Here is a 21,302-nt window from a genome sequence, read left to right as displayed (position 1 = left end):
TTCTAGAGGGTAACGCCATATAGATTATGGCGTTACCCATCCGGTTTTAGTTAACAACAATTTTTTGTTGTTTGGCTTGGCCTTCTTCTACTGCTTGGTTCGCACTTAATGCAAGCTCTTCAATGTTTTCACCATCTTCTGGGAAGGTCGCAATACCAATGCATAAGTCCATTGGGTTAGCATTCCCATTTAATAAGATGGACAGCTCTTCTTCATTCGGATTGATTATATGGTTAAGCAATTGCTTGGCATCTCTGACACTTGTGTTGGGTAAAAGCAGCAGTAGTTTGTCACTTTCCACGCGAGCTAAAACATCGGCTTCCCTGATCTTTTTGTAGATGTGTCTGGCAGAGGTTTGAATCGCAATATTACGTTCTTCCATCGGCAGTTCTGACAGGCGGTTATTGGAATCAAGGTGTATTTTAGCCATGGTTAATGGCGTGTATTGGCGCTTTGCTAAGCCTAATTGTTTGGTGAAATGGGTAATCGCAGCGCCTCTTGTTAATAGACCTGTTAATTCGTCAAAAGTCGCTTGGTTTCTAAGGTGCTCTTCCAATGCCTTTTGGTGGCTAATATCGACAATAAAACCAATGATCTTTTTGATTTTTCCATCTGCATTTCGCGTATAGGTTCGACCTCGCTCTTTAACCCAAAGGTAGCTTTGGTCATATTTGCGGATGCGATATTCCACTTCATAGTAATCTTGGCTGTGGTCAATGTGCTCATTTACCAATTTATCTAGTCTCTTCACATCATCAGGATGAACACGGTTATGCCAGTCGAGAGTGGACCTTGGTGTTTCTTCTGGTGTGCAGCCAAGTAGTGTGGCGATAGATTTGGAGCAGGAAATTAGATCGGAATGTGTTTCCCAAATCCAAAGGCCGGCAGATGATTCAGTAAGGGCAAATTTCAGTAAGGTGTTTTCTGCAACAGAAAGATCCATGTGGTCTGTGTCATATATGCAAACGAGTACGGACTCTCCAAGATGCTGCAATTCTAGTTGCATATTAACAAGCTTGTCACCGACTCGAATTAAGCTTTCACAGCGATCAATTTTTCCTGTTTTAATGGTTTCATTGAGGCTTTGCCAGTTACTAGATGTTGAGGCATCTTCGCACAGAGTGTCCCATGTCATTGCAGGTGTGGCGTGAAATTTATCGAAAAAAGCCGCAAAGTTTTGGTTGTACGAGAGCAAGTTACCTGTACTACTTTCTACTATAAAAGCAGGCGTTGGCATGTGTTTAAAGGCCAGTTCAAAAGGGGTATTCATGACGCTCTCCTTGTGTAGTGTAGATTACTCAGGTGTGATCCAAGTGGCTTGAAAGCTTGGTTCATGGTCTTCTGCTAACAGTTTGCTGAGTACAGGTAAAAACTCTTGGGCTTCTTTTTCGAGTGTCCAAGGTGGATTGACGATGATCATGCCACTTCCTGCCATGCCTCGCTCGTTCTCTGTGTTTCTAATGCATAACTCAAGTAAAAGTACATTGCGAATTTTTGTGTTTTTCACGTCTCGTATTAGATCGTTTGCTTGTTTACGATTTAATACTGGATACCAAATTGCATAAGTACCTTGAGGAAAGCGCTTGTGCCCATCTTCTAGCGCTTGAACCACATACTGATAGTCTTTTTTGACTTCATAAGGTGGATCCATCAATACGAAACCGCGCTTTTGTGGTGGCGGCAGCATGGCTTTTACTGCGCCGAATCCATTTTCTTTTACTACATTCGCTTTTCGCTTATTTGGAAATAAGGCTGCTAATGTTGGGTAATCGTTTGGGTGTAACTCACATAGATGCAGCTTATCTTTTTGGCGTACGTAGTAATCGACAATCTTTGGGCTACCAGGGTAATACTCTAAATTATCATTAGGATTCATCTCTCTAACGATATCGAGTAGTGCATCAATTGGTTCAGGTAAATTGTCTTCTGTTAATAGACGAGCAATACCAGAATGAAACTCTTTATTTTTTTGTGCCTGTTCAGAATTAAGAGAATATTGTCCAATGCCTGCATGTGTATCTAAGTAGAAAAAAGGCGCCTCTTTCTTGATTAGATGACGGCATATTTGACTCACAGTCAAATGCTTCAATATATCGGCGTGATTGCCTGCATGATAAATATGGCGATAGCTAAGCATAAATTCTCTTTAAATAATGAAAAAAACATGGCTATGAAACGAGGTGTTCCATAGCCATTTTATAGTGCTGTTACGTTTTTGTGCTGACTAAATGAACTTAATCTTCTAGTAAGTCCAAGTTACGTACTGCGCCTTTGTCAGCACTGGTTGCAAAGTGGGCATACACTTTTAGTGCTGGTGTGACTTTTCTTGGTCGTACTTCAGCAGGTTTCCATGCTGCTTTGCCTTTGGCATCCATTACCGCTCGACGAGCATCAAGCTCTTCGTCTGAAAGCAACACATCGATAGTACGATTTGGGATGTCGATACGAATAATGTCACCGTTCTCAACAAGACCAATAGCACCACCAGAAGCGGCTTCTGGGGAAACGTGTCCGATGGACAGACCCGATGTGCCGCCAGAGAAACGACCATCTGTTAATAGGGCACAGGCTTTGCCTAAACCTTTTGATTTTATGTAAGACGTTGGATAAAGCATTTCCTGCATACCTGGGCCGCCTTTCGGTCCTTCGTAACGCACGATGACCACTTCACCCGCTTTTACTTTATCGTCTAAGATGTTTTTAACCGCTTCATCCTGAGATTCAGTAATGTGGGCAGGGCCTTCAAATACAAGGCAAGATTCATCAACGCCAGCACTTTTTACAACACAACCGTCTAGGGCGATGTTTCCGTAAAGAATAGCCAGACCGCCCTCTTTAGAAAAGGCATGTTCGATAGATCGGATACAACCATTTTCGCGGTCGCCGTCTAATGTTGGCCAGCGAGTCGCTTGACTGAATGCTGTTTGTGTTGGAATGCCTGCAGGGCCAGCTTTGTAAAATTCCATCACTTCAGGCGTTGGTGAGCGCATTATGTCCCACTTTTCTAACGCTTCTTCCATGGTTTTTGAATGTACTGTGTGTACTTGATTATGCAGTAAACCTGCACGATCTATTTCACCTAACAAACCGAAAATCCCGCCAGCTCTATGAACATCTTCAATGTGGTACAGCGGAGAGTTCGGCGCTACTTTACAAAATTGTGGAACATTTCGAGATAATCGGTCGATGTCTTTCATAGTGAAGTCAACGCCCGCTTCATTTGCCAAAGCAAGCAAGTGAAGAATGGTGTTAGAAGAACCACCCATCGCAATATCAAGAGTCATTGCGTTTTCAAAAGCTTGGAAAGAGGCGATAGATCTTGGTGCCCAATGACTTTCATCTTGCTCATAGAAACGACGAGTGATGTCTACGATTCTATGGCCCGCTTCTTCAAATAAACGGCGACGATCTGCGTGAGTTGCCAATGTTGTACCGTTACCAGGCAAGCTTAAACCAAGGGCTTCAGTCAAACAGTTCATGGAGTTTGCAGTGAACATACCAGAACAAGAGCCACAAGTTGGGCAAGCAGAACGCTCGTATTCAGCAACCTTTTCATCGCTCGCTTCTGAATCAACGGCAATAACCATGGCATCAACTAGGTCAAGCTTGTGTTCTGAAAGCTTAGTTTTGCCTGCTTCCATTGGGCCGCCAGATACAAAAATAACTGGGATATTAAGGCGCATCGCAGCCATTAACATTCCAGGTGTGATTTTGTCACAGTTGGAGATACAAACTAATGCGTCTGCGCAATGGGCATTTACCATGTATTCAACGGAGTCAGCGATCAAATCTCGTGATGGCAAGCTGTAAAGCATGCCGTCGTGTCCCATTGCGATACCGTCATCAACAGCGATAGTATTGAATTCTTTAGCAACACCGCCGGCTTTTTCAATTTCACGAGCAACAAGCTGCCCCATGTCTTTTAGATGAACGTGACCTGGTACGAATTGAGTAAAAGAGTTAGCGACGGCAATGATTGGTTTTTGAAAATCATCGTCCTTCATTCCTGTTGCGCGCCACAAGGCACGAGCACCCGCCATATTACGGCCTGAGGTGGTTGTTTTGGAACGATATACTGGCATTGTTTTTCCCCGCAGATTTATGCTTTTATTTTTTCTATATATAGCTGCTTATATTAGCAAGTTTATTGGCCGCGCCCAATGGCAATTTTAAGGCAATATTGAGACACTATATAAATACGAAACTGGTGTCTCAATCCTGGATGAAAAAGATGACGGAAAATAAAGTATCAGCCCATTTTAATATTTCATTAGCTAGACAGCCGATTATCGATAGTCGGATGGCTGTTATGGGTTATGAGTTGCTGTATAGGAAAAGTGCAGACGCAATTGAGGCTGATGTTTTTGATGAGGTGGGAGCAACGGCACAAGTGCTTTCCGCTAGCCTTTTGGAATTGGGCATGGAAAATATTGTCGGTTCCAATAAGGCGTTTATTAACTACCCAAGAGCCTATCTGCTGAACTCAAAAAGCATGCCTGTTAACAAGGATAATGTGGTTGTTGAGGTACTTGAGAACTCTGGCTACGACGCTATTTTGTTGTCCTCGTTACGACGTTGGGTGAAAGCAGGCTGCTCGATTGCTTTGGATGACTTTGTTTTTGAAAGTAAATTGACGCCTTTCGTTGAATTAGCTGAATATGTGAAGTTGGATATTCTGGCTTTAGGTCATGATAGTTTTCATGAGCAAGTAGCGGCTTTACGAGGCTTTGACGTCAAAATCATCGCTGAGAAAGTAGAGACTTGGGAAGACTACCAATTTTGCCGACTCTTGGGTGTTGAGTATTTTCAAGGCTATTTCTTTGAAAAGCCGGAAGTCATGTCTAGTAAGACGTCAAAAGTTAACAGCATGACATTGTTGCAGCTGATGTCCTCATTATTAAATGCAGCTGATATGAGTATTGATGAGTTGGAGCGCATTATTAGTCAAGATGCAGGTCTAGTTCATAAACTGCTGCGCTATTTGAATTCTCCTATAACGGGCCTTGTCGCCTCGGTGGATTCTGTGCGGTTGGCGATTATGTTGGTTGGTATTGAGCACCTTAAGTCTCTCACAAATATCTTGCTAATGTCTGAAATGGTCAGTGACAAATATGTTTTGTTAGAAAATATTATGGTCAGAGCAAAACACGCTGAGTTGCTTGCTGGAACGCGTGGCTATGGTAATCAAGATAAATACTTCCTAGCAGGCATGTTATCTATGATGGATGTTTGTACTGGGATGAAACTAGAAGCGGTGCTCGGAGAATTGCCTTTGCCCGTAGAGTTTATTAATGCGATTGTGCATCGTTCTGGAAGAGTTGGAAACACTTTAAGCTTGGTAGAGAGTTATAGTAATGGTCTGGCCATTAATGACGTCAAAGATCTCGAAGATTTAAAGTCCACCTACCTAGATGCAATCAAATGGACTGATGATTTTATTGCTGTGATATAGGTGAAAGCTTGGATTAGCTGGGTTTGATGACTGTATTTCCTGTTGTCTTGTCATCTTTTTCCTACATGCTTGTCAGTGTTTGCTGTTTGTTTTGTAGATAATCATCATCTTTGTTGTAGTTTGTTTTTAAAGTATTGATTTTAAAAGGGAATTTGTCAGTTTTGGTCTTTTTGTGTTTTTTTGCAAATAAATTCAAAGCTGATAAATTATCTATATCCAAACGACATTCATGGATGTAGATCGGATGAAAATTAATACAACACCATAGACGGTGTGATGGATTGAACTGGGATGTTCGTGAGTAAAGGATTGCTCGAATGGACGACATAGTTGAATGGATCAGACTATGGTATTAAAAAGGTTTGGGCGCTTAATTATTAAGCCAACAGTGAAGTTTACTCATAGGAAGAGTGGTTTAAAGGGAAGTAAACAAAAGCGGGCGACTTTGAAGTCGCCCTTTTTTGTGGAATTTTTCTACCAACTAGCGTTCTAGGTGCTCTAGTTTGTCTTCGACACCATCCCATTCAGCAGCATCAGAAAGGGCGTCTTTCTTCTCAGAAATGTTTGGCCAAATTAAAGCAAGGTCTCTGTTTAGCTCTACAAAGACTTCTTGTTCTTCCGGTAATTCGTCTTCAGAAAAAATCGCATTAGCAGGGCACTCTGGTTCACACAATGCGCAGTCAATGCATTCGTCAGGATTGATGGCCAAAAAGTTTGGGCCTTCGTAAAAACAGTCAACTGGGCAAACTTCAACACAGTCTGTGTATTTGCAGCGAATACAGTTATCGGTAACGATGAAAGCCATTCGACTTCTCCTTACAAGCTATAAAAATAATTGCGCACTATTTTAGAGGTATAGGCTATTTCGCGGCAAGCGACAATCGCCAATCCCCTACATTTATCTGATATTAGCTTATATCCTGCATGAATCTAGGTGCTTGACTGAGACTCGCTCTCATTCAAGCTGAGATTTTAGTCGATAAAGGGCATTCATCGCTTCTAATGGCGTCATGTTGTCTAAATCTAATTCTTCTATGCTGCTCTTTAATTTGTCCTGTTCTGCGAAAGCAAATAAGTCTGTTTGCTGAGGTTGAGTCTGAATAGGTTTTGAGGTGAACGTCTTTTCTTGTTCCGCGACACCTGTTACCACTTCTAGTTCTTTTAGCTTTTGTTTTGCATGGCCAATGACATCTCGCGGAACGCCGGCAAGCTGAGCTACCTGAAGTCCATAAGATTGGCTTGCAGGCCCTTCATGAACCTTATGCATGAACACAATTTCATCTTCGTATTCGGTCGCGGTCAGATGAACGTTAGCTGCGTTATCCAATTGGTCGGCTAACGTCGTTAGCTCAAAGTAATGAGTGGCAAAAAGCACGTAGCATTTTAATTCTTTCGCTAAATAGTCCACGGCAGCCCAAGCTAAAGATAATCCGTCAAAGGTACTTGTGCCTCGTCCTACTTCATCCATTAGAACCAAGCTGTTTTTGGTCGCATTGTTTAAAATGTTCGCGGTTTCTGTCATTTCGACCATAAAGGTTGAGCGACCACCGGCGAGGTCATCTGAAGACCCCATGCGTGTGAAAATACGATCTACTACTGAAATCGACGCGGCTTCAGCGGGTACAAAGCAGCCGGTGTGTGCCAATAATGTGATTAAAGCTATTTGGCGCATATAAGTGGATTTACCACCCATGTTTGGGCCTGTGATCATTAATAATGAGCGTTTATCGTCCAGTTGAAGATCGTTAGGAACAAACGGTTCTGATATTACAGATTCAACAACTGGATGACGTCCACCGGATATCTCGATTCCGCCTTTGTTATGAAGTTCAGGGCAAGCAAAATTCAATGTATCAGCTCGTTCTGCGAAGTTGTGTAGAACGTCTAATTGAGCGAGGGCTTGGCTGGTGGTTTGCAGTTCTCCCAAAATCTCATTGAGTTGATCCAACAGTGCTTCATAAAGTTCTTTTTCTCGCGCAAGGGATTTTGATTTTGCACTTAACGCCTTGTCTTCAAAAGCTTTTAATTCAGGGGTGATGAAGCGTTCAGCATTTTTTAATGTTTGACGGCGAATATATTCAACTGGAGCTTGCTCCGAATGTAATCGACTTATCTCGATGTAATAACCATGAACTCGGTTAAATCCGACTTTTAATGAACTAATACCTGTGCGCTCTTTTTCGCTGCGTTCCATTTCCGCTAGGAAGTCAGACGCGTTAGTTGAAAGCGAGAAAAGCTCATCTAATTCTTCATCGTATCCTTCTGCAAAGATACCACCGTCACGAACAACTGAAGGTGGGTTTTCAACTAAGGCTTTCGTTAAAGTGCTGGTGATTTCTGGCTGCGCAAGAATACGTTGATTAAGCTCCAGAAGACGGGGGAGGTTGCATTCTCTAACAGGCTGTTTATTTCTGGGATGGCTTCTAAGGCGAATCTCAAACGCAGCAAGTCTCTTGGTCGAGCTGATCGTAATGCGACTCTGGAAAGGATTCGTTCTAAGTCACCAACCTTTTTTAATGGCGCTTGAAAAGCGTAATAAGCTTGATGGCTTTTCAGCTCTGCAACCACCTCTTGTCGAGCTTGGATTTCTTTGACATCTCTAATAGGAGTATGTAACCAACGCTTTAATAAACGACTTCCCATTGGCGTTGCACATTCGTCTAGCACTTCGGCAAGAGTGTTACTTGTACCACCCGTTAAATTGATATCAATCTCTAAGTTGCGACGTGTTGCGCCATCGATGAGTACAGAATCATCTTTGTGTTCAACCATAATGGATTGAATGTGAGGTAAGGCTGAACGTTGAGTATCTTTTGCGTATTGAAGCAGTGCGCCTGCTGACGCAATCGCAGCGGTCAATGCTTCACAACCAAAGCCAGATAAATCTTTAGTGTTAAATTGTTGAATTAATTGGCGGTAGCTGGATTCATAATCAAAATGCCAAGGGCCAAGTTCAGAAACACCTTTCTCTAGTTTTACTAGGTCACGAGCAGGAAAGTCTTCAGATATTAAGATTTCCATGGGGGCTAATCGTTGTAATTCACTCGAAAGCGCTTCGTGCCCGTCGACCTCAAATAAACAGAATCGGCCACTTGCCATGTCGAGGTATGAGAAGCCAAAGACATCTAAACCTTTTCTTGATTGATGAGCGAGAGACAGTAAGAGATTCTCTCGTTTTTCTTCTAAGAAAGCTTCATCACTAATGGTGCCAGGTGTCACAATTCGGGCGATTTTTCGTTCCACTGGACCTTTGCTTGTGGCTGGATCGCCTGTTTGTTCGGCAACGACAACAGATTCGCCCATACGAACTAAACGGGCGATGTAGTTTTCGGCGGCGTGAAAAGGAATGCCTGCCATTGGAATTGGCTGGCCGCCAGAATGTCCGCGAGCCGTTAGTGTAATATCAAGCAATTGAGAAGCGCGTTTTGCGTCATCGTAGAAGAGTTCGTAAAAGTCACCCATTCGATAAAATAGCAGCTGATTTGGATGCTCAGATTTAAGCCCGAAATATTGGCGCATCATAGGAGTGTGATTATCTGCTGTTGTTTTGCTCATTTGGGTGTGCTCGATTGTGATCTAAAAAATAGAGCGTTATTCTACGGGATATTCATTCAGTATTTAAGAGATAAGACCAATGAATCAAATGCAAAATATGACTCAGGCGGCGCAGAAACTTAGCGAGCTACTGCAACAAAAGGGTTACCTATTGGTAACAGCAGAATCCTGTACTGGTGGTTTAATTGGTGCGGTTTGTACCGAGATCGCTGGTAGTTCTGCTTGGTTTTATGGCGGTGTCATTAGTTATGCCAATGAAGCGAAAATGCAGGGTTTGGCAGTGAAAGAAGACACGTTAGCGGCTTTTGGTGCTGTGTCTGAGCAAACTGTACGTGAAATGTGTGCGGGTGCTTTGCATTTAGGTGGAAATGTTTCTGTTGCCGTGAGTGGTGTAGCAGGACCTGGTGGTGGCTCTGTAGAAAAACCAGTTGGTTGTGTATACATAGGTTGGCAAATTGCAGGTCAGGAGGCGAAAGTGGAGCGTCATCAGTTTTCTGGTGATCGACAAGCAATAAGAGAAGCAACTGTTTTGGCGGCGCTGGAAGGTGTGGCTGAAGTCTTAAAAAATGCGTGAAAAAATAATACTGTTTTTATATACAGTATTTCTTGAGCTTATTAAAAAAAGCGATAGAGTTACTCCAACGAAAATTAGCCACAAGGATTTCATTATGTCATCTATCGCAGACAACAAGAAAAAAGCCCTAGACGCAGCGCTTTCTCAGATTGAGCGTCAATTTGGTAAAGGCGCCATCATGAAGATGGGTGAAGGTACTAAACTGGATATAGAAACAGTTTCTACCGGTTCACTAGGTTTGGATATTGCGCTGGGTGCGGGTGGTCTTCCTTATGGCCGAATCTGTGAGATTTACGGGCCTGAGTCTTCCGGTAAAACAACACTAACATTGAGTGTTATTGCTGAAGCGCAAAAGCAAGGTAAAACCTGTGCTTTTATTGATGCTGAGCATGCATTAGATCCGGCTTATGCTGAAAAATTGGGTGTAAATATTGAAGATCTTTTGATTTCTCAGCCTGACACAGGTGAGCAAGCGCTTGAAATCGTTGACATGTTGGTTCGATCAAACAGCGTTGATGTTGTTATTGTTGACTCGGTTGCTGCGCTTGTTCCTAAGTCTGAGATTGAAGGTGAAATGGGTAGCTCATCTGTTGGTGTACAAGCGCGTTTATTATCACAAGCGATGCGTAAACTAACAGGCTCTATTAAAAATGCTAACTGTCTTGTGGTCTTTATCAACCAAATTCGTATGAAAATTGGTGTTATGTTCGGTAGCCCAGAGACAACAACTGGTGGTAACGCACTTAAGTTTTACTCTTCTGTTCGTTTGGATATCCGTCGTATTGGTTCGGTGAAGCAAGGCGAAGAGGTTATTGGTAACGAAACTCGTGTCAAAGTAGTGAAGAATAAAATTGCGCCTCCGTTTAAACAGGCTGAGTTCCAAATTCACTACGGTGCTGGTATTTATCGCATGGGTGAAATTATTGATCTAGGTGTTAAGCAGGGTGTTGTTGATAAAGCGGGTGCTTGGTATGCCTACGCAGGAAACAAAATTGGCCAAGGTAAAGCAAATGCAGCGCAATTCTTAGCGGATAACCCAGAAATTGCTCAAGAGATAGAAGCAAAAGTTCGTGAAGATTTATTGCCAAAAGGCAAACCTACAGCAGAAAAAGCGAACGAAATGGAAGAGCCAAACGAGCTAATCTAGTAAAAAAAGCTGTATAAGAAAACGTTCTAAGAAACGCCCAATGCATTGTATTGGGCGTTTTTTTTATGGAGTGATTTCGTTTTTCATGGAATTACTTTGAGTGTAAAGATCATCTCAAGCTGCTTTAAGAAGTGTTGCGCTCCTATACCTTTTATAAAATATGTTTATCATTGCGGTTATAAGGATATAAGTGATCATTTTATGGTTTACTTATTCTGTTGATGGCGTCCTTTAATAAAATCAATAAATTCAGGTCTCATTAGAAAGTGATAATTAGGTGTCGTTTTTTATCTAGTCAGGAATCTAGATACATAAAATGGCTAGATGTATATGACAAAGAGAAATGAAACCATGTTAGTGCTAAATGAAAAGCTACAAACAGATCAATCATTGCATAGATTTGTTAGAAAAGTAGGGCATAAAATAAGTGCAATAACTGTTCTTTTAAGTGCTTTCACTTTGCTAGGTTATGCATTCAATATTGAGTTCTTATATAGGCCGATAGCAAGTGAGCCTGCAACAAATCCTTTAACAGCGATTGTTGTTTTGTTTTTGGCTTTAGGATTGGAGTTGAGTGTTCGGGCTAAACAGAAGTTATATTCTAAAGTTTTAGCGCTGTTGGCTGTATTGATTTGCAGTACTCATCTTATCGGTTTTGTTGTTGGTAATGATTTCTCGCAATACTTTATGCTTTTCTCGAATGTGGTTGAGCAGGATCTATTGTCAGGCAAAGATAATTCGATGGGCTTGAACACCACGGTCATGTTGCTTTTATTAGCCTTTTCTTTATTGCTTTATATTTTCAAGTTTCCAATTCACTCGCAGCTACTGTCTTTCACTTCTTTATGCATCCCAATGGTTTCCATTACGGGCTATGCTTATGGTTTAACGGCTTTTTATGGTGCGATGTCTATATTATCGACGACATTTGGCGTGTTTTTGTGTGTTAGTGCTTTGGCTATTACTGCCAATAAAGGTGGCGTAAAAGCTGTTTTGTCTCCTTATATCGGAGGAAGAATTGCGCGAATGCAGATGTTGCTAGGGTACTTCGTTCCTTTGTTGATTGGCTATTTGGTTGTTAGATCTTTGGTTAATTCAAACGAAAATAGTATTTTTGGGGTTTATGTTGTCGCCATTTGTTGGTTTATTGCACTGCTCGTTGTTATTAGTGCGATAGTGCAAGAGCAGGTGGATAGAAAGCGCCGAGAAATGGAGAAGGCATTAAAAGTATCGGCAATGACAGATGAATTAACCTCTTTGCCAAATCGTCGTTATTTTATGCAGGCAGCTGCTGAAAAATTAGAGGAGCAAAGGGCTCGAAGCTCATTGGCTTCTTGGTTTTTGATGATAGATATCGATCATTTTAAAAAAATTAATGATGCTGCAGGTCATGATATGGGAGATCGTGTTTTAGTTGAGTTTGGTAAAACGCTAAAACGAGCTGTTGGGGCGCAAGGTTTATTGTGTCGTTTAGGTGGCGAAGAGTTTTCCTTGTTGTTGCCCTCTACGAGTAAGGATAAGGTTGAGAAAATAGCTGAGACGATTCTGCGATCTGTTGAGTCTATGGTGGTTCCTGGTTACACAGATGTTCATGGCTGTATTACAACTTCAATAGGATGTGGAGCGGCTAATCAGGGTAATGATGTAGAATATGGCTTAAAGTTGGCTGATGAAGCTCTTTATCGTTCGAAAAGCGAAGGTCGAAATAGAGTTATGTTTGCAGCGTAACAGTATTTTGAGAGATAGATAATTGAGAAAAGAGAGGTGGTTATGTTGATATGGCAATGGGGGCTGATTGCATCAAGCGCGGTGCTTTTTGTTGTGCTCATATTCACTTTTTTACGTTATCTATCTTTAAAAAAGCAGGCTAACGGTCCGGACTCTGAGAAAAATGATAACGCTAAGGGTGGGAATAGTGATGATGTTTCTGCTGAAGAAAAAGAGCTATGGTTAGGTTTGCTTAAAGAGCAAAAAAGCATTTGTGCTCAACTGCTTAGTAATGTTCCTGCCTCCGATTTCCAAAACAAGGCTGCGTTGTCTTGTTGGTCGATATTTTTAGATGTTGAAATAAAAATCATCGAGCAGTCCGTGCCTCATTCTGAGGTTGTGGGTTTGCTGGATGCATTTAAGAGTCTTTTGTCGAAAATCGATAAGGCACAAGAAATCGACGCTCTTTTCAAATCTTTAAAAGTTAATCAATCCATCTTGAATGAGCTTAATAAAATTATTCAGCGGGCCAGCGATAAGGTTTCTGCGCAAGTTAACATCACCTCAGAATTAAATGCTCAACTAGAAAAACTGCATAACGAGTTAAAAAATGAGGCGAGTTTAGATGACTCGTTAGCACTGTTGCGAGCTGAAATGGCGAGTTTATGTGAGTTCGCTGAGCGATTGAAACTGCACCTTGATACGGTGAAAGATGAAGAGGGCAGTGCGCAATATATTGATGCGTTAGAAACCTTCTTAGATGAAGCAAAAGAGTCTACTTTCCTGAACTCTATGCGTTCTGAACTTGATAATAAAGTAGCCGATCTTAAGCTGCTAGCGGAGCATCAAAAAGAAATTATTGCTGACTTAAAAGAAAAAGTACGCGAAGCCAAGGGTGGAGAAGAAGGCGATGGAAAACATATTGGAGCCTACGATATTGCCATTGTTCGTCTTGAAAAGGCTTTGTTAGAGAGCAGTCATGTAGTGAAGCGTCTTGAGAGTAAATTGGAAAGCCTTCAGCTGGTAAAGTACAACCTAAATATCGATATGATGAAGCGTGATGAGGCTCTGAAAGAGAAAAAAGCCCAATTGGAAGGTGAGGCGGGTAAGTCTGTTCAGGGAATAGATATTTACAATGTTTTGGATGAAGAAAGAAGTACCATGCAAAACATGGAGGATTTGCTTCACCAAGGCGATTTTACAGAAGAGTCTGATGCGTTTGCCAATGAGCAGGCCTCTAAACTGAATTCTTTGCGAACCATGGTAAATGAGTCTGAGCTTTATGTGGAAATGCTAGAAAAAGATTTAGATAAAGCGAAAGCATTACGGGAGAACTTAGAATATAAACTGCTTCATCCAGAAGAATCGACTTATGATGAGAGTGAAGCCGCTCGCGACTTGGAAGAAGCTCGAAATTTAAGTGAAATTAATGAAGAGCTTGCTAATGAGCGAAAACGCTTAATGGCTGAGTTAAGTGAAAGCCAGGATCAGACTCAGTCATTTAATGATTTAGAGAAAAAAGTTGAAGAGCTTGATGAGAAGATTGAAACAGTTCAAGCCAAGTATGTTGAAATGGAAGAGCGCTATTTGACAGCTTTAATGGCCAAAGAGGATGAATAGAAAGGTTGAGTGACAAAGCTCAATATTCGTCCTCTGATGAAATGGCGTATTTTATTTCGTCAAAATTAAACCCCCTGTATTGAAGGTAGCGAGATTGTCTGCCTTTTTCTTTGAAGTCTGTGGCGACCTCTTCGCCGAACTTTCTAATTTTTAGTGTTTTCGCTAATTCAAACCAATCGGCTTCAGCATTATTAATGGCTTCTTTTGCTAATGCGCTGTTTATGCCTTTCTGAATAAGCTCTTGCAGAATACGATTGGCACCAAGTGGCTTGCTGACACGACTTCTGACGAAAATCTCAGCAAAACGTTCATCGTTTAGGTAGTTAATATCTTGTAGTTGCTCTATAGCAGAAGCAATGTCTTCCTCTGTGTGTCCTTTTAACTTTAATTTATTAGCAAGCTCTTTTGTCCCATGCTCTCTATGGCTTAATAGTGATAAAGCTTGATCGAAAGTGGAGAGTGTTTGGCTTTGCATATTGTGTTCCTTGTTGCTTTTTTGTGTGTCTATTTTAGCAGTTGAAAATGACTCTCACACTGATTTTATAAAAATCTATAATATGTTTATTTATTGGTTTTTTATTTTTATTTTTTATAAAAAATAAGATGATAAAACTGAAAATCTTATGTGAATATAGGTGATATAACTATTCATTAAGTTTGGGGCATTGTTATGCGTGTTTGTGTTCTTGGGGCTGGTGTTGTTGGTCTTACTTCTGCGTATTATTTGGCGAAAAAAGGGTATCAAGTGACGGTGATTGATCGTCAGGCTGATGTCGCTTTGGAGACAAGCTTTGCTAATGCTGGGCAGATTTCTCCTGGGTATTCTGCTCCTTGGGCTGCGTCGGGCGTTCCTTTAAAAGCGATTAAATGGCTAATGCAAAAGCATGCCCCGTTAAAGGTGAGTTTAGAGCCTGAGCTTAAGAAAATAGATTGGATGATTAAAATGTTGGGGCAATGCACCAATGGTGCCTATGACACTAATAAATCCAGAATGATGATGTTGGCGGAATACAGCCGAGACCAATTTATCGAGCTGAGAAAAGAGATTGGTATTCAGTACGAAGACGGTCAGGGTGGTACATTGCAATTGTTCAGAAAAATAGAGCAAGTTGATGCCGCTGAAAAAGATATCAAAGTACTTAAAGCGTTGGGCGTGCCGCATGAATTGCTGACGCCGGAGCAAATTATTCAGGTTGAGCCTGGGTTGAGTTCTGTTGTTGATAAGCTAAAAGGCGGTTTACGCCTAACAGGTGATGAAACAGGGGACTGTTATTTGTTTTGCAAGTCGCTTAAAACCACTTGTGAAGAGCTGGGTGTTACCTTTCAATTTAACTCTGATATTGAGTCTTTGAGCGTTCAAGCGAATAAAATTAAGGGTGTAGTGACTCAATTAGGTCTTCAGGAATTTGATAATGTTGTCGTTTGTTTGGGCAGTTACTCGAAAGAGTTGTTGAAAGCCTGTGACGTGGACATTCCTGTTTATCCGGTAAAAGGTTACTCATTAACAGTGCCTATTTCAGACACGAATTTTGCGCCTATTTCTACTGTTATGGATGAAACGTACAAGGTGGCCGTTACTCGCCTTGGTAATCGTATTCGTGCTGCTGGAACGGCTGAATTAACCGGTTATAACTTAGATCTCCCTAAATCCAGAACTGAAACCATTAGTCATGTGGTAGGAGATTTATTTGGTAAAGGCTGTGATCTGGCTGAAGCTGAATACTGGACTGGCTTACGTCCGATGACACCGGATGGAACGCCAGTTGTTGGCGGAAGTAGTATCGATGGTTTGTATTTGAATACAGGTCACGGAACTCTTGGTTGGACAATGAGTTGTGGTTCTGCAGCGGTGATTGCGGATATCATAGCGGGTGACAAAACAGATATTGATTCTCAGGATCTATCTGCTGAACGTTATAAAAAGTAAGGATTAGAAATGGCAAGACCACTCACTGCAACGATAGATCTGAATGCAATTTTACATAACTATCGTTACGCAAAAAAACTTCAGCCAACCTGTAAAGCCTTTGCTGTTGTGAAAAGTAATGCTTATGGTCATGGTGCCATTGAAGTCGCAAAACACCTTGATGAAGAAGTGGATGCCTTTGCTGTTGCGGCTATTGAAGAAGCAATGTCTCTTCGAGAAGCTGATGTGAAATCACCTGTTATGTTGTTGGAAGGTGTTTTTGAAGCTGAGGAATGGTCGTTGTGTGAGCAGCACGGTTTTTGGGCTGCAATAGAAAACGACACTCAGCTTAAATGGCTATTGGACAGCGAAGCAAAAATTGAAAAGGTTTTTGTTAAATTGGACACGGGAATGCATCGTTTAGGCACAGATAAAGACGGCGCCAAGTTACTCGTGGAGAAATTGAAGGAAAGTGGTCAAGTAGGCGAGGTGTTGTTAATGACGCATTTTGCTTGTGCTGATGATTTGTCTGATATTACAACGATGGAGCAGCTTACTTATTTCGAGCAAGCTCGTCGCTCTATTGGTGGTATCGAAGCCAGTGTTGCGAATTCTGCAGCCATTATGAAATGGTCTGTTCCTGAAGGTGGATGGATTCGCCCAGGCATTATGTTGTATGGAATTTCCCCTTTTGCAGGTCTGACGGGACAGCAGTTGGGGTTGGTTCCTGCCATGACTTTGTCGTCGAAAGTGATTTCTGTGCGGTCTTTGAAGCAAGGTGAAAAAGTTGGTTACGGTTTATCTTATGTTGCTAAGGAAGATCATCAATTAGCAACAGTCGCGATTGGTTATGGTGATGGCTATCCTAGGCATGCTCAACATGGCACACCTGTTAAGCTTAACGGGCGACCGGGCGAATTGGCGGGTCGAGTATCTATGGATATGATCACAGTGAAGCTGTCTAACTCAGATCAATTGCTCGAAATTGGGCAAGAGGTGGTTTTATGGGGAGAAGAAGTCCCTGTAGAAGAAGTGGCGGAGTTTGCTGGCACCATTGGTTATGAACTCGTCACTAGAATGACCTCCCGCCCTAATTATCGTTATCAAGCCCTTAACGAAATCAAATTGTAACCCCCTATAAAGCCTCGATTCTTAGCGAAAAGAGGCTTTAGTTTAAGAATTGTACAAAATAACCTTAAAATTCTACGGTTTCTTTTGAAAACACCCATCCTTTGCGTGTACTATTTTGTGCTTTTCGTTGTACAGAATAGGCGCTTATTAATATGCCGTTCACGCAACCCAATTCGTCCTGAAAAATAGAGATAGAGACGCACCTTATTATGAAGAGTTCTGAGTTACGCCAGTCATTTTTATCGTATTTCGAAAGTAAGCAGCATCAGATTGTTGATTCTAGCTCTCTGGTTCCTGGTAACGATCCGACTTTGTTGTTTACTAACGCGGGTATGGTTCAGTTTAAGGATGTATTTTTGGGTGAAGATCAACGCCCATATACGCGAGCAACTACGTCTCAGCGTTGTGTCCGTGCAGGCGGTAAGCATAACGATCTTGAAAACGTAGGTTATACAGCGCGCCACCATACTTTCTTTGAAATGTTGGGTAACTTCAGTTTTGGTGATTACTTCAAAAAAGACGCTATCTCTTACGCTTGGGAGTTTTTGACGGTTGTTTTGAAATTGCCGAAAGAAAAACTGCTTGTAACCGTTTATGCAGATGATGATGAAGCCTTTGATTTATGGCATGACATGATAGGTGTGCCGAAGGAAAAGATCATACGCATTGGCGACAATAAAGGTGGTCGTTACCAATCTGATAACTTCTGGGCGATGGGCGATACAGGCCCTTGTGGTCCTTGTTCTGAAGTTTTCTACGATCATGGTGAGCATATTTGGGGTGGGCCTCCAGGCTCTCCAGAAGAAGATGGCGATCGTTTTATTGAAATTTGGAACGTCGTCTTCATGCAGTTTAATCGTTCTGCTGATGGCACTATGGCTCCATTGCCTAAGCCTTCTGTTGATACAGGAATGGGGCTTGAGCGAATTGCTGCTATTTTGCAGGGTGTTCACAGTAACTACGAAATTGACTTGTTTCAAAATTTGATCGCAGCATCCGCAAAAGCCGTTGGTACTGATGATTTAGCTTCTCAGTCATTGCGCGTTATTGCCGATCATATCCGCTCTTGTTCATTCATGATTGTGGATGGCGTTATTCCTTCCAATGAAGGGCGCGGTTATGTTTTGCGTCGTATTATTCGTCGCGCGGTTCGCCACGGTAATAAATTGGGTCAAAAAGGTGTTTTCTTCCATAAGTTGGTTGAAGCGCTTGATATTGAAATGGGCGATGCGTATCCAGAGTTACGCAAACTTAAAGACCGAGTGACCTCTATCTTGCTAAAAGAAGAAGAGCAATTTGCGAAAACTCTTGATCAAGGTATGAAGATCCTTGAAGAAGCGATTTCTCAGCTTGGCGATAAGAAAGTGGTTCCAGGCGAAACCGTTTTTAAACTCTACGATACTTTTGGTTTTCCTGCGGATTTGACGAACGATGTTGCCCGTGAAAATGGCTTGGAAATTGATGAAGCTGGCTTTGAAAAAGCGATGGACGAGCAGCGTAATCGTGCCCGTTCTGCTAGTAACTTCTCAATGGATATGTCTGGTGGCTTAACAATTGACAGTGTTACTGAATTTACAGGCTACGACAATTTAGATGGCCAATGTGAAGTGGAATCTATCTTGGTTGATGGCGTTGCTGTTGATTCTATCGAAGCGGGTCAATCTGCTGCTGTGATTTTAAAAAGCACGCCTTTCTATGGTGAATCCGGTGGTCAAGTTGGTGACAAAGGCTGGTTGCGTGGTGCTGGTGCTTTTAAAGTGTCCAATACAACAAAGCAATCAAAAGCCCATTTGCATCAAGGTGAATTAAAAGAAGGTCGTCTTTCTGTAGGCGATTTGGTAACAGGTGAAGTGGATCGTTCTTTGCGTATGGCGACCACATTAAATCACTCTGCAACGCATTTATTGCATGAAGCGCTTCGTCGTGTTCTAGGTGATCATGTTACTCAGAAAGGTTCTTTGGTTGATCCAGAGCGTTTGCGTTTTGATTTCTCTCACTTTGAGGGTGTAACGGCCGCAGAAATTGAGCAGATTGAAGATATGGTAAACGAGCAGATCCGCTTAAATCGTCCTGTTGAAACGGATCTGATGGATATTGAATCAGCAAAAGCGAAAGGTGCTATGGCGCTGTTTGGTGAGAAGTACGACAGTGAAGTTCGTGTTCTAACAATGGGTGCGGATTACTCCATTGAGCTTTGTGGTGGAACGCATGTTAAGCGTACAGGTGATATTGGTTTATTCAAAATCGTTGCGGAAAGCGGCATCGCAGCTGGTGTGCGTCGAATTGAGGCGTTAACGGGTAAAGCCGCGATTGATAGCACTCGACACATTGAAGCTTTGCTTAGCAATGTGGCTGGCTTGGTAAAAGGCAATAAAGAAAACGCTTTTGATAAAGTTGTGGCGTTAAATGACCACGCTCGTAGTTTGCAAAAAGAGTTAGACCTTCTTAAAGGTAAAATGGCTGCTCTCGCAGGTGCTGATTTGGCGTCTCAGGCGGTTGCGATTGAAGGTGGCAAGTTATTGGTTGCTCAGATTGATGTGGCTGATCCAAAAGAATTGCGTGATTTGCTAGATGAGCTGAAAAGTAAGCTAGAGTCAGCCGTTATTCTTTTAGCTGCGGTTAATGATGGCAAAGTGAGTTTAATTGCTGGTGTGACAAAAGAGTTAACCAAAAAGGTAAAAGCGGGCGATCTTATTAAGATGGTTGCACCTTTGGTCGACGGTAAAGGCGGTGGTCGACCAGATATGGCTCAAGCAGGTGGTAATAATCCTGATGGATTGCCAGAAGCGCTTGCTTTGGTTCCTAGTTGGGTTGCTGAAAGAGTTTAATTTGATCGGCTCTATTGAGCTTTGATGTAGGTAATAAATAGATTATGGCGTTGTTAGTTCAAAAATACGGTGGCACTTCTGTTGGTACGGTTGAACGTATCGAGGCGGTTGCAGATAGAGTTTATAAGCATAAGCAAAAAGGCGATGACGTTGTTGTCGTTGTATCTGCTATGAGTGGCGAAACAAACAGATTGATTGAGTTAGCGAAAAGTGTCATGCCTTCGCCTAATGCTCGTGAGATGGATGTTTTGCTTTCAACTGGTGAGCAAGTAACCATCGCTTTGTTGTCTATGGCATTGATGGAGCGTGGTCTTGATGCTCGTTCTTATACAGGCTCTCAGATTCGTATTACAACTGACAACGCTCATGGTAAAGCTCGTATTCAGAAGATAGATACCGAAGCAATGAGAGCGGACTTAGATGCAGGTCGTGTTGTTGTTGCTGCGGGTTTTCAGGGTGCGGATGAGTTCGGCAATATTACAACGCTAGGTCGAGGTGGCTCTGATACAACGGGTGTTGCTTTGGCTGCGGCTTTAAAAGCGGATGAATGTCAGATTTATACTGATGTGGATGGTGTTTATACAACGGATCCTCGTGTTGTGGATAGCGCTCGACGTTTGGATAAAATTACATTTGAAGAAATGTTGGAAATGGCGAGCTTGGGCTCAAAAATATTGCAAATTCGTTCAGTAGAGTTTGCTGGTAAATATCAAGTGCCATTAAGGGTACTGTCTAGTTTTGTTGAAGGTGAAGGTACGTTGATTACAACAGAGGGGAGCGAGAATATGGAGCAGCCAGCGGTTTCTGGTATTGCGTTCAATAGAGACGAAGCAAAGTTAACATTAAAAGGTGTGCCTGATATTCCTGGTGTTGCTTCGCGAATTCTTGGGCCAATCAGTGATGCCAATATTGAAGTGGATATGATTGTTCAGAATATCTCTTCTGTAGATGGTACAACAGACTTTACTTTTACTGTGCATCGTAATGAGTATGATCAGGCATTGTCTACGCTGAATGGTATCGCTGAAGAGTTAGGTGCCACAGAAGTGCTTTCTGACGCTAAAATTGCGAAGGTGTCTATCGTGGGTGTGGGTATGCGCTCACACGCCGGTGTAGCAAGTAGTATGTTTAGAGCGTTGGCGGAAGAGTCAATTAATATACAGCTTATTTCTACATCAGAAATTAAAGTGTCAGTGATTATTGACGAGAAATACATGGAGTTAGCTGTCCGTACTTTGCACTCTGCGTTCAAGTTAAGCGACGGTGCATTAGGGGTTAGCGAAGCGTAACAATTGGATACATAAAGTCATAAAATTTTTGATGGTTAAATATTTGCCAAAAAGCTACAATTCGTTTTGTAGGATTTCCCCTACAAAGTTGTC

The 21,302-nt window shown here is 42.0% G+C and carries 14 protein-coding genes and 1 pseudogene; 9 read left to right on the top strand and 6 right to left on the bottom strand.

Going from position 1 to position 21,302, the window contains the following annotated elements; all coding sequences use genetic code 11:
- Positions 1 to 46: 46 nt before the first annotated feature.
- The 3 genes from AC0L46_RS05655 to ilvD all read right to left on the bottom strand — a co-directional run bounded on the left by AC0L46_RS05655 (position 47) and on the right by ilvD (position 4,082).
- Positions 47 to 1,270 carry a sensor domain-containing diguanylate cyclase gene (locus AC0L46_RS05655; protein ID WP_473506414.1) on the bottom strand — a complete coding sequence of 408 codons (1,224 nt, stop codon included), beginning with the start codon at positions 1,268 to 1,270 and terminating at the stop codon, positions 47 to 49.
- Between the two features lie 24 nt (positions 1,271 to 1,294).
- Positions 1,295 to 2,137 (bottom strand): 23S rRNA (adenine(2030)-N(6))-methyltransferase RlmJ, encoded by an 843-nt coding sequence (locus AC0L46_RS05650; RefSeq protein ID WP_414681426.1) that lies wholly within the window; start codon positions 2,135 to 2,137, stop codon positions 1,295 to 1,297.
- Positions 2,138 to 2,234: 97 nt separating this feature from the next.
- The gene (gene ilvD / locus AC0L46_RS05645; protein ID WP_473506412.1) at positions 2,235 to 4,082 is read right to left on the bottom strand and encodes a dihydroxy-acid dehydratase; all 1,848 of its coding nucleotides are present in this window, start codon (positions 4,080 to 4,082) and stop codon (positions 2,235 to 2,237) included.
- Between the two features lie 149 nt (positions 4,083 to 4,231).
- Here ilvD and AC0L46_RS05640 point away from each other — a divergent pair, with 149 nt between their 5' ends.
- On the top strand, positions 4,232 to 5,452 hold the full coding sequence (locus AC0L46_RS05640) for an EAL and HDOD domain-containing protein (protein ID WP_473506410.1): 1,221 nt from the start codon (positions 4,232 to 4,234) through the stop codon (positions 5,450 to 5,452).
- Between the two features lie 481 nt (positions 5,453 to 5,933).
- Here the strand turns inward: AC0L46_RS05640 and fdxA are convergent, their stop codons facing one another.
- Entirely contained in the window at positions 5,934 to 6,257 is a 324-nt protein-coding gene (gene fdxA / locus AC0L46_RS05635; protein WP_414681429.1) for a ferredoxin FdxA, read from the bottom strand.
- Between the two features lie 150 nt (positions 6,258 to 6,407).
- Positions 6,408 to 8,971: pseudogene (gene mutS, locus AC0L46_RS05630) on the bottom strand (DNA mismatch repair protein MutS).
- A gap of 115 nt (positions 8,972 to 9,086) precedes the next feature.
- Here mutS and AC0L46_RS05625 point away from each other — a divergent pair.
- The 4 genes from AC0L46_RS05625 (at position 9,087) to AC0L46_RS05610 (ending at position 14,055) form a co-directional block, all read left to right on the top strand.
- The gene (locus AC0L46_RS05625) at positions 9,087 to 9,581 is read left to right on the top strand and encodes a CinA family protein (RefSeq protein WP_473506407.1); all 495 of its coding nucleotides are present in this window, start codon (positions 9,087 to 9,089) and stop codon (positions 9,579 to 9,581) included.
- 94 nt (positions 9,582 to 9,675) lie between these two features.
- The gene (gene recA, locus AC0L46_RS05620; protein WP_473506405.1) at positions 9,676 to 10,728 is read left to right on the top strand and encodes a recombinase RecA; all 1,053 of its coding nucleotides are present in this window, start codon (positions 9,676 to 9,678) and stop codon (positions 10,726 to 10,728) included.
- Between the two features lie 330 nt (positions 10,729 to 11,058).
- Complete coding sequence (locus tag AC0L46_RS05615; protein ID WP_473506403.1) at positions 11,059 to 12,456, top strand: GGDEF domain-containing protein; 1,398 nt, start codon at positions 11,059 to 11,061, stop codon at positions 12,454 to 12,456.
- Between the two features lie 42 nt (positions 12,457 to 12,498).
- Entirely contained in the window at positions 12,499 to 14,055 is a 1,557-nt protein-coding gene (locus AC0L46_RS05610; protein WP_473506401.1) for a hypothetical protein, read from the top strand.
- Between the two features lie 19 nt (positions 14,056 to 14,074).
- On the opposite strand, the gene recX is transcribed toward AC0L46_RS05610, so the two are convergent.
- Positions 14,075 to 14,530 (bottom strand): recombination regulator RecX, encoded by a 456-nt coding sequence (recX, locus tag AC0L46_RS05605; protein WP_473506399.1) that lies wholly within the window; start codon positions 14,528 to 14,530, stop codon positions 14,075 to 14,077.
- A 195-nt stretch (positions 14,531 to 14,725) separates the two neighbouring features.
- On the opposite strand from recX, the gene AC0L46_RS05600 reads away from it, so the two are divergent.
- The 4 genes from AC0L46_RS05600 to AC0L46_RS05585 all read left to right on the top strand — a co-directional run bounded on the left by AC0L46_RS05600 (position 14,726) and on the right by AC0L46_RS05585 (position 21,209).
- On the top strand, positions 14,726 to 15,982 hold the full coding sequence (locus AC0L46_RS05600) for a D-amino acid dehydrogenase (RefSeq protein WP_473506396.1): 1,257 nt from the start codon (positions 14,726 to 14,728) through the stop codon (positions 15,980 to 15,982).
- A gap of 9 nt (positions 15,983 to 15,991) precedes the next feature.
- Complete coding sequence (gene alr, locus AC0L46_RS05595; protein WP_473506393.1) at positions 15,992 to 17,092, top strand: alanine racemase; 1,101 nt, start codon at positions 15,992 to 15,994, stop codon at positions 17,090 to 17,092.
- Positions 17,093 to 17,301: 209 nt separating this feature from the next.
- The gene (alaS, locus tag AC0L46_RS05590; RefSeq protein ID WP_473506391.1) at positions 17,302 to 19,920 is read left to right on the top strand and encodes an alanine--tRNA ligase; all 2,619 of its coding nucleotides are present in this window, start codon (positions 17,302 to 17,304) and stop codon (positions 19,918 to 19,920) included.
- A 44-nt stretch (positions 19,921 to 19,964) separates the two neighbouring features.
- A complete protein-coding gene (locus AC0L46_RS05585) occupies positions 19,965 to 21,209 on the top strand; it encodes an aspartate kinase (RefSeq protein WP_473506389.1) in 1,245 nt (414 codons plus the stop codon).
- The last annotated feature ends 93 nt before the right edge of the window (positions 21,210 to 21,302 follow it).

The organism is Marinomonas sp. 15G6-16 (assembly GCF_055809555.1).
This window is presented reverse-complemented; position numbering and strand designations above follow the sequence as displayed.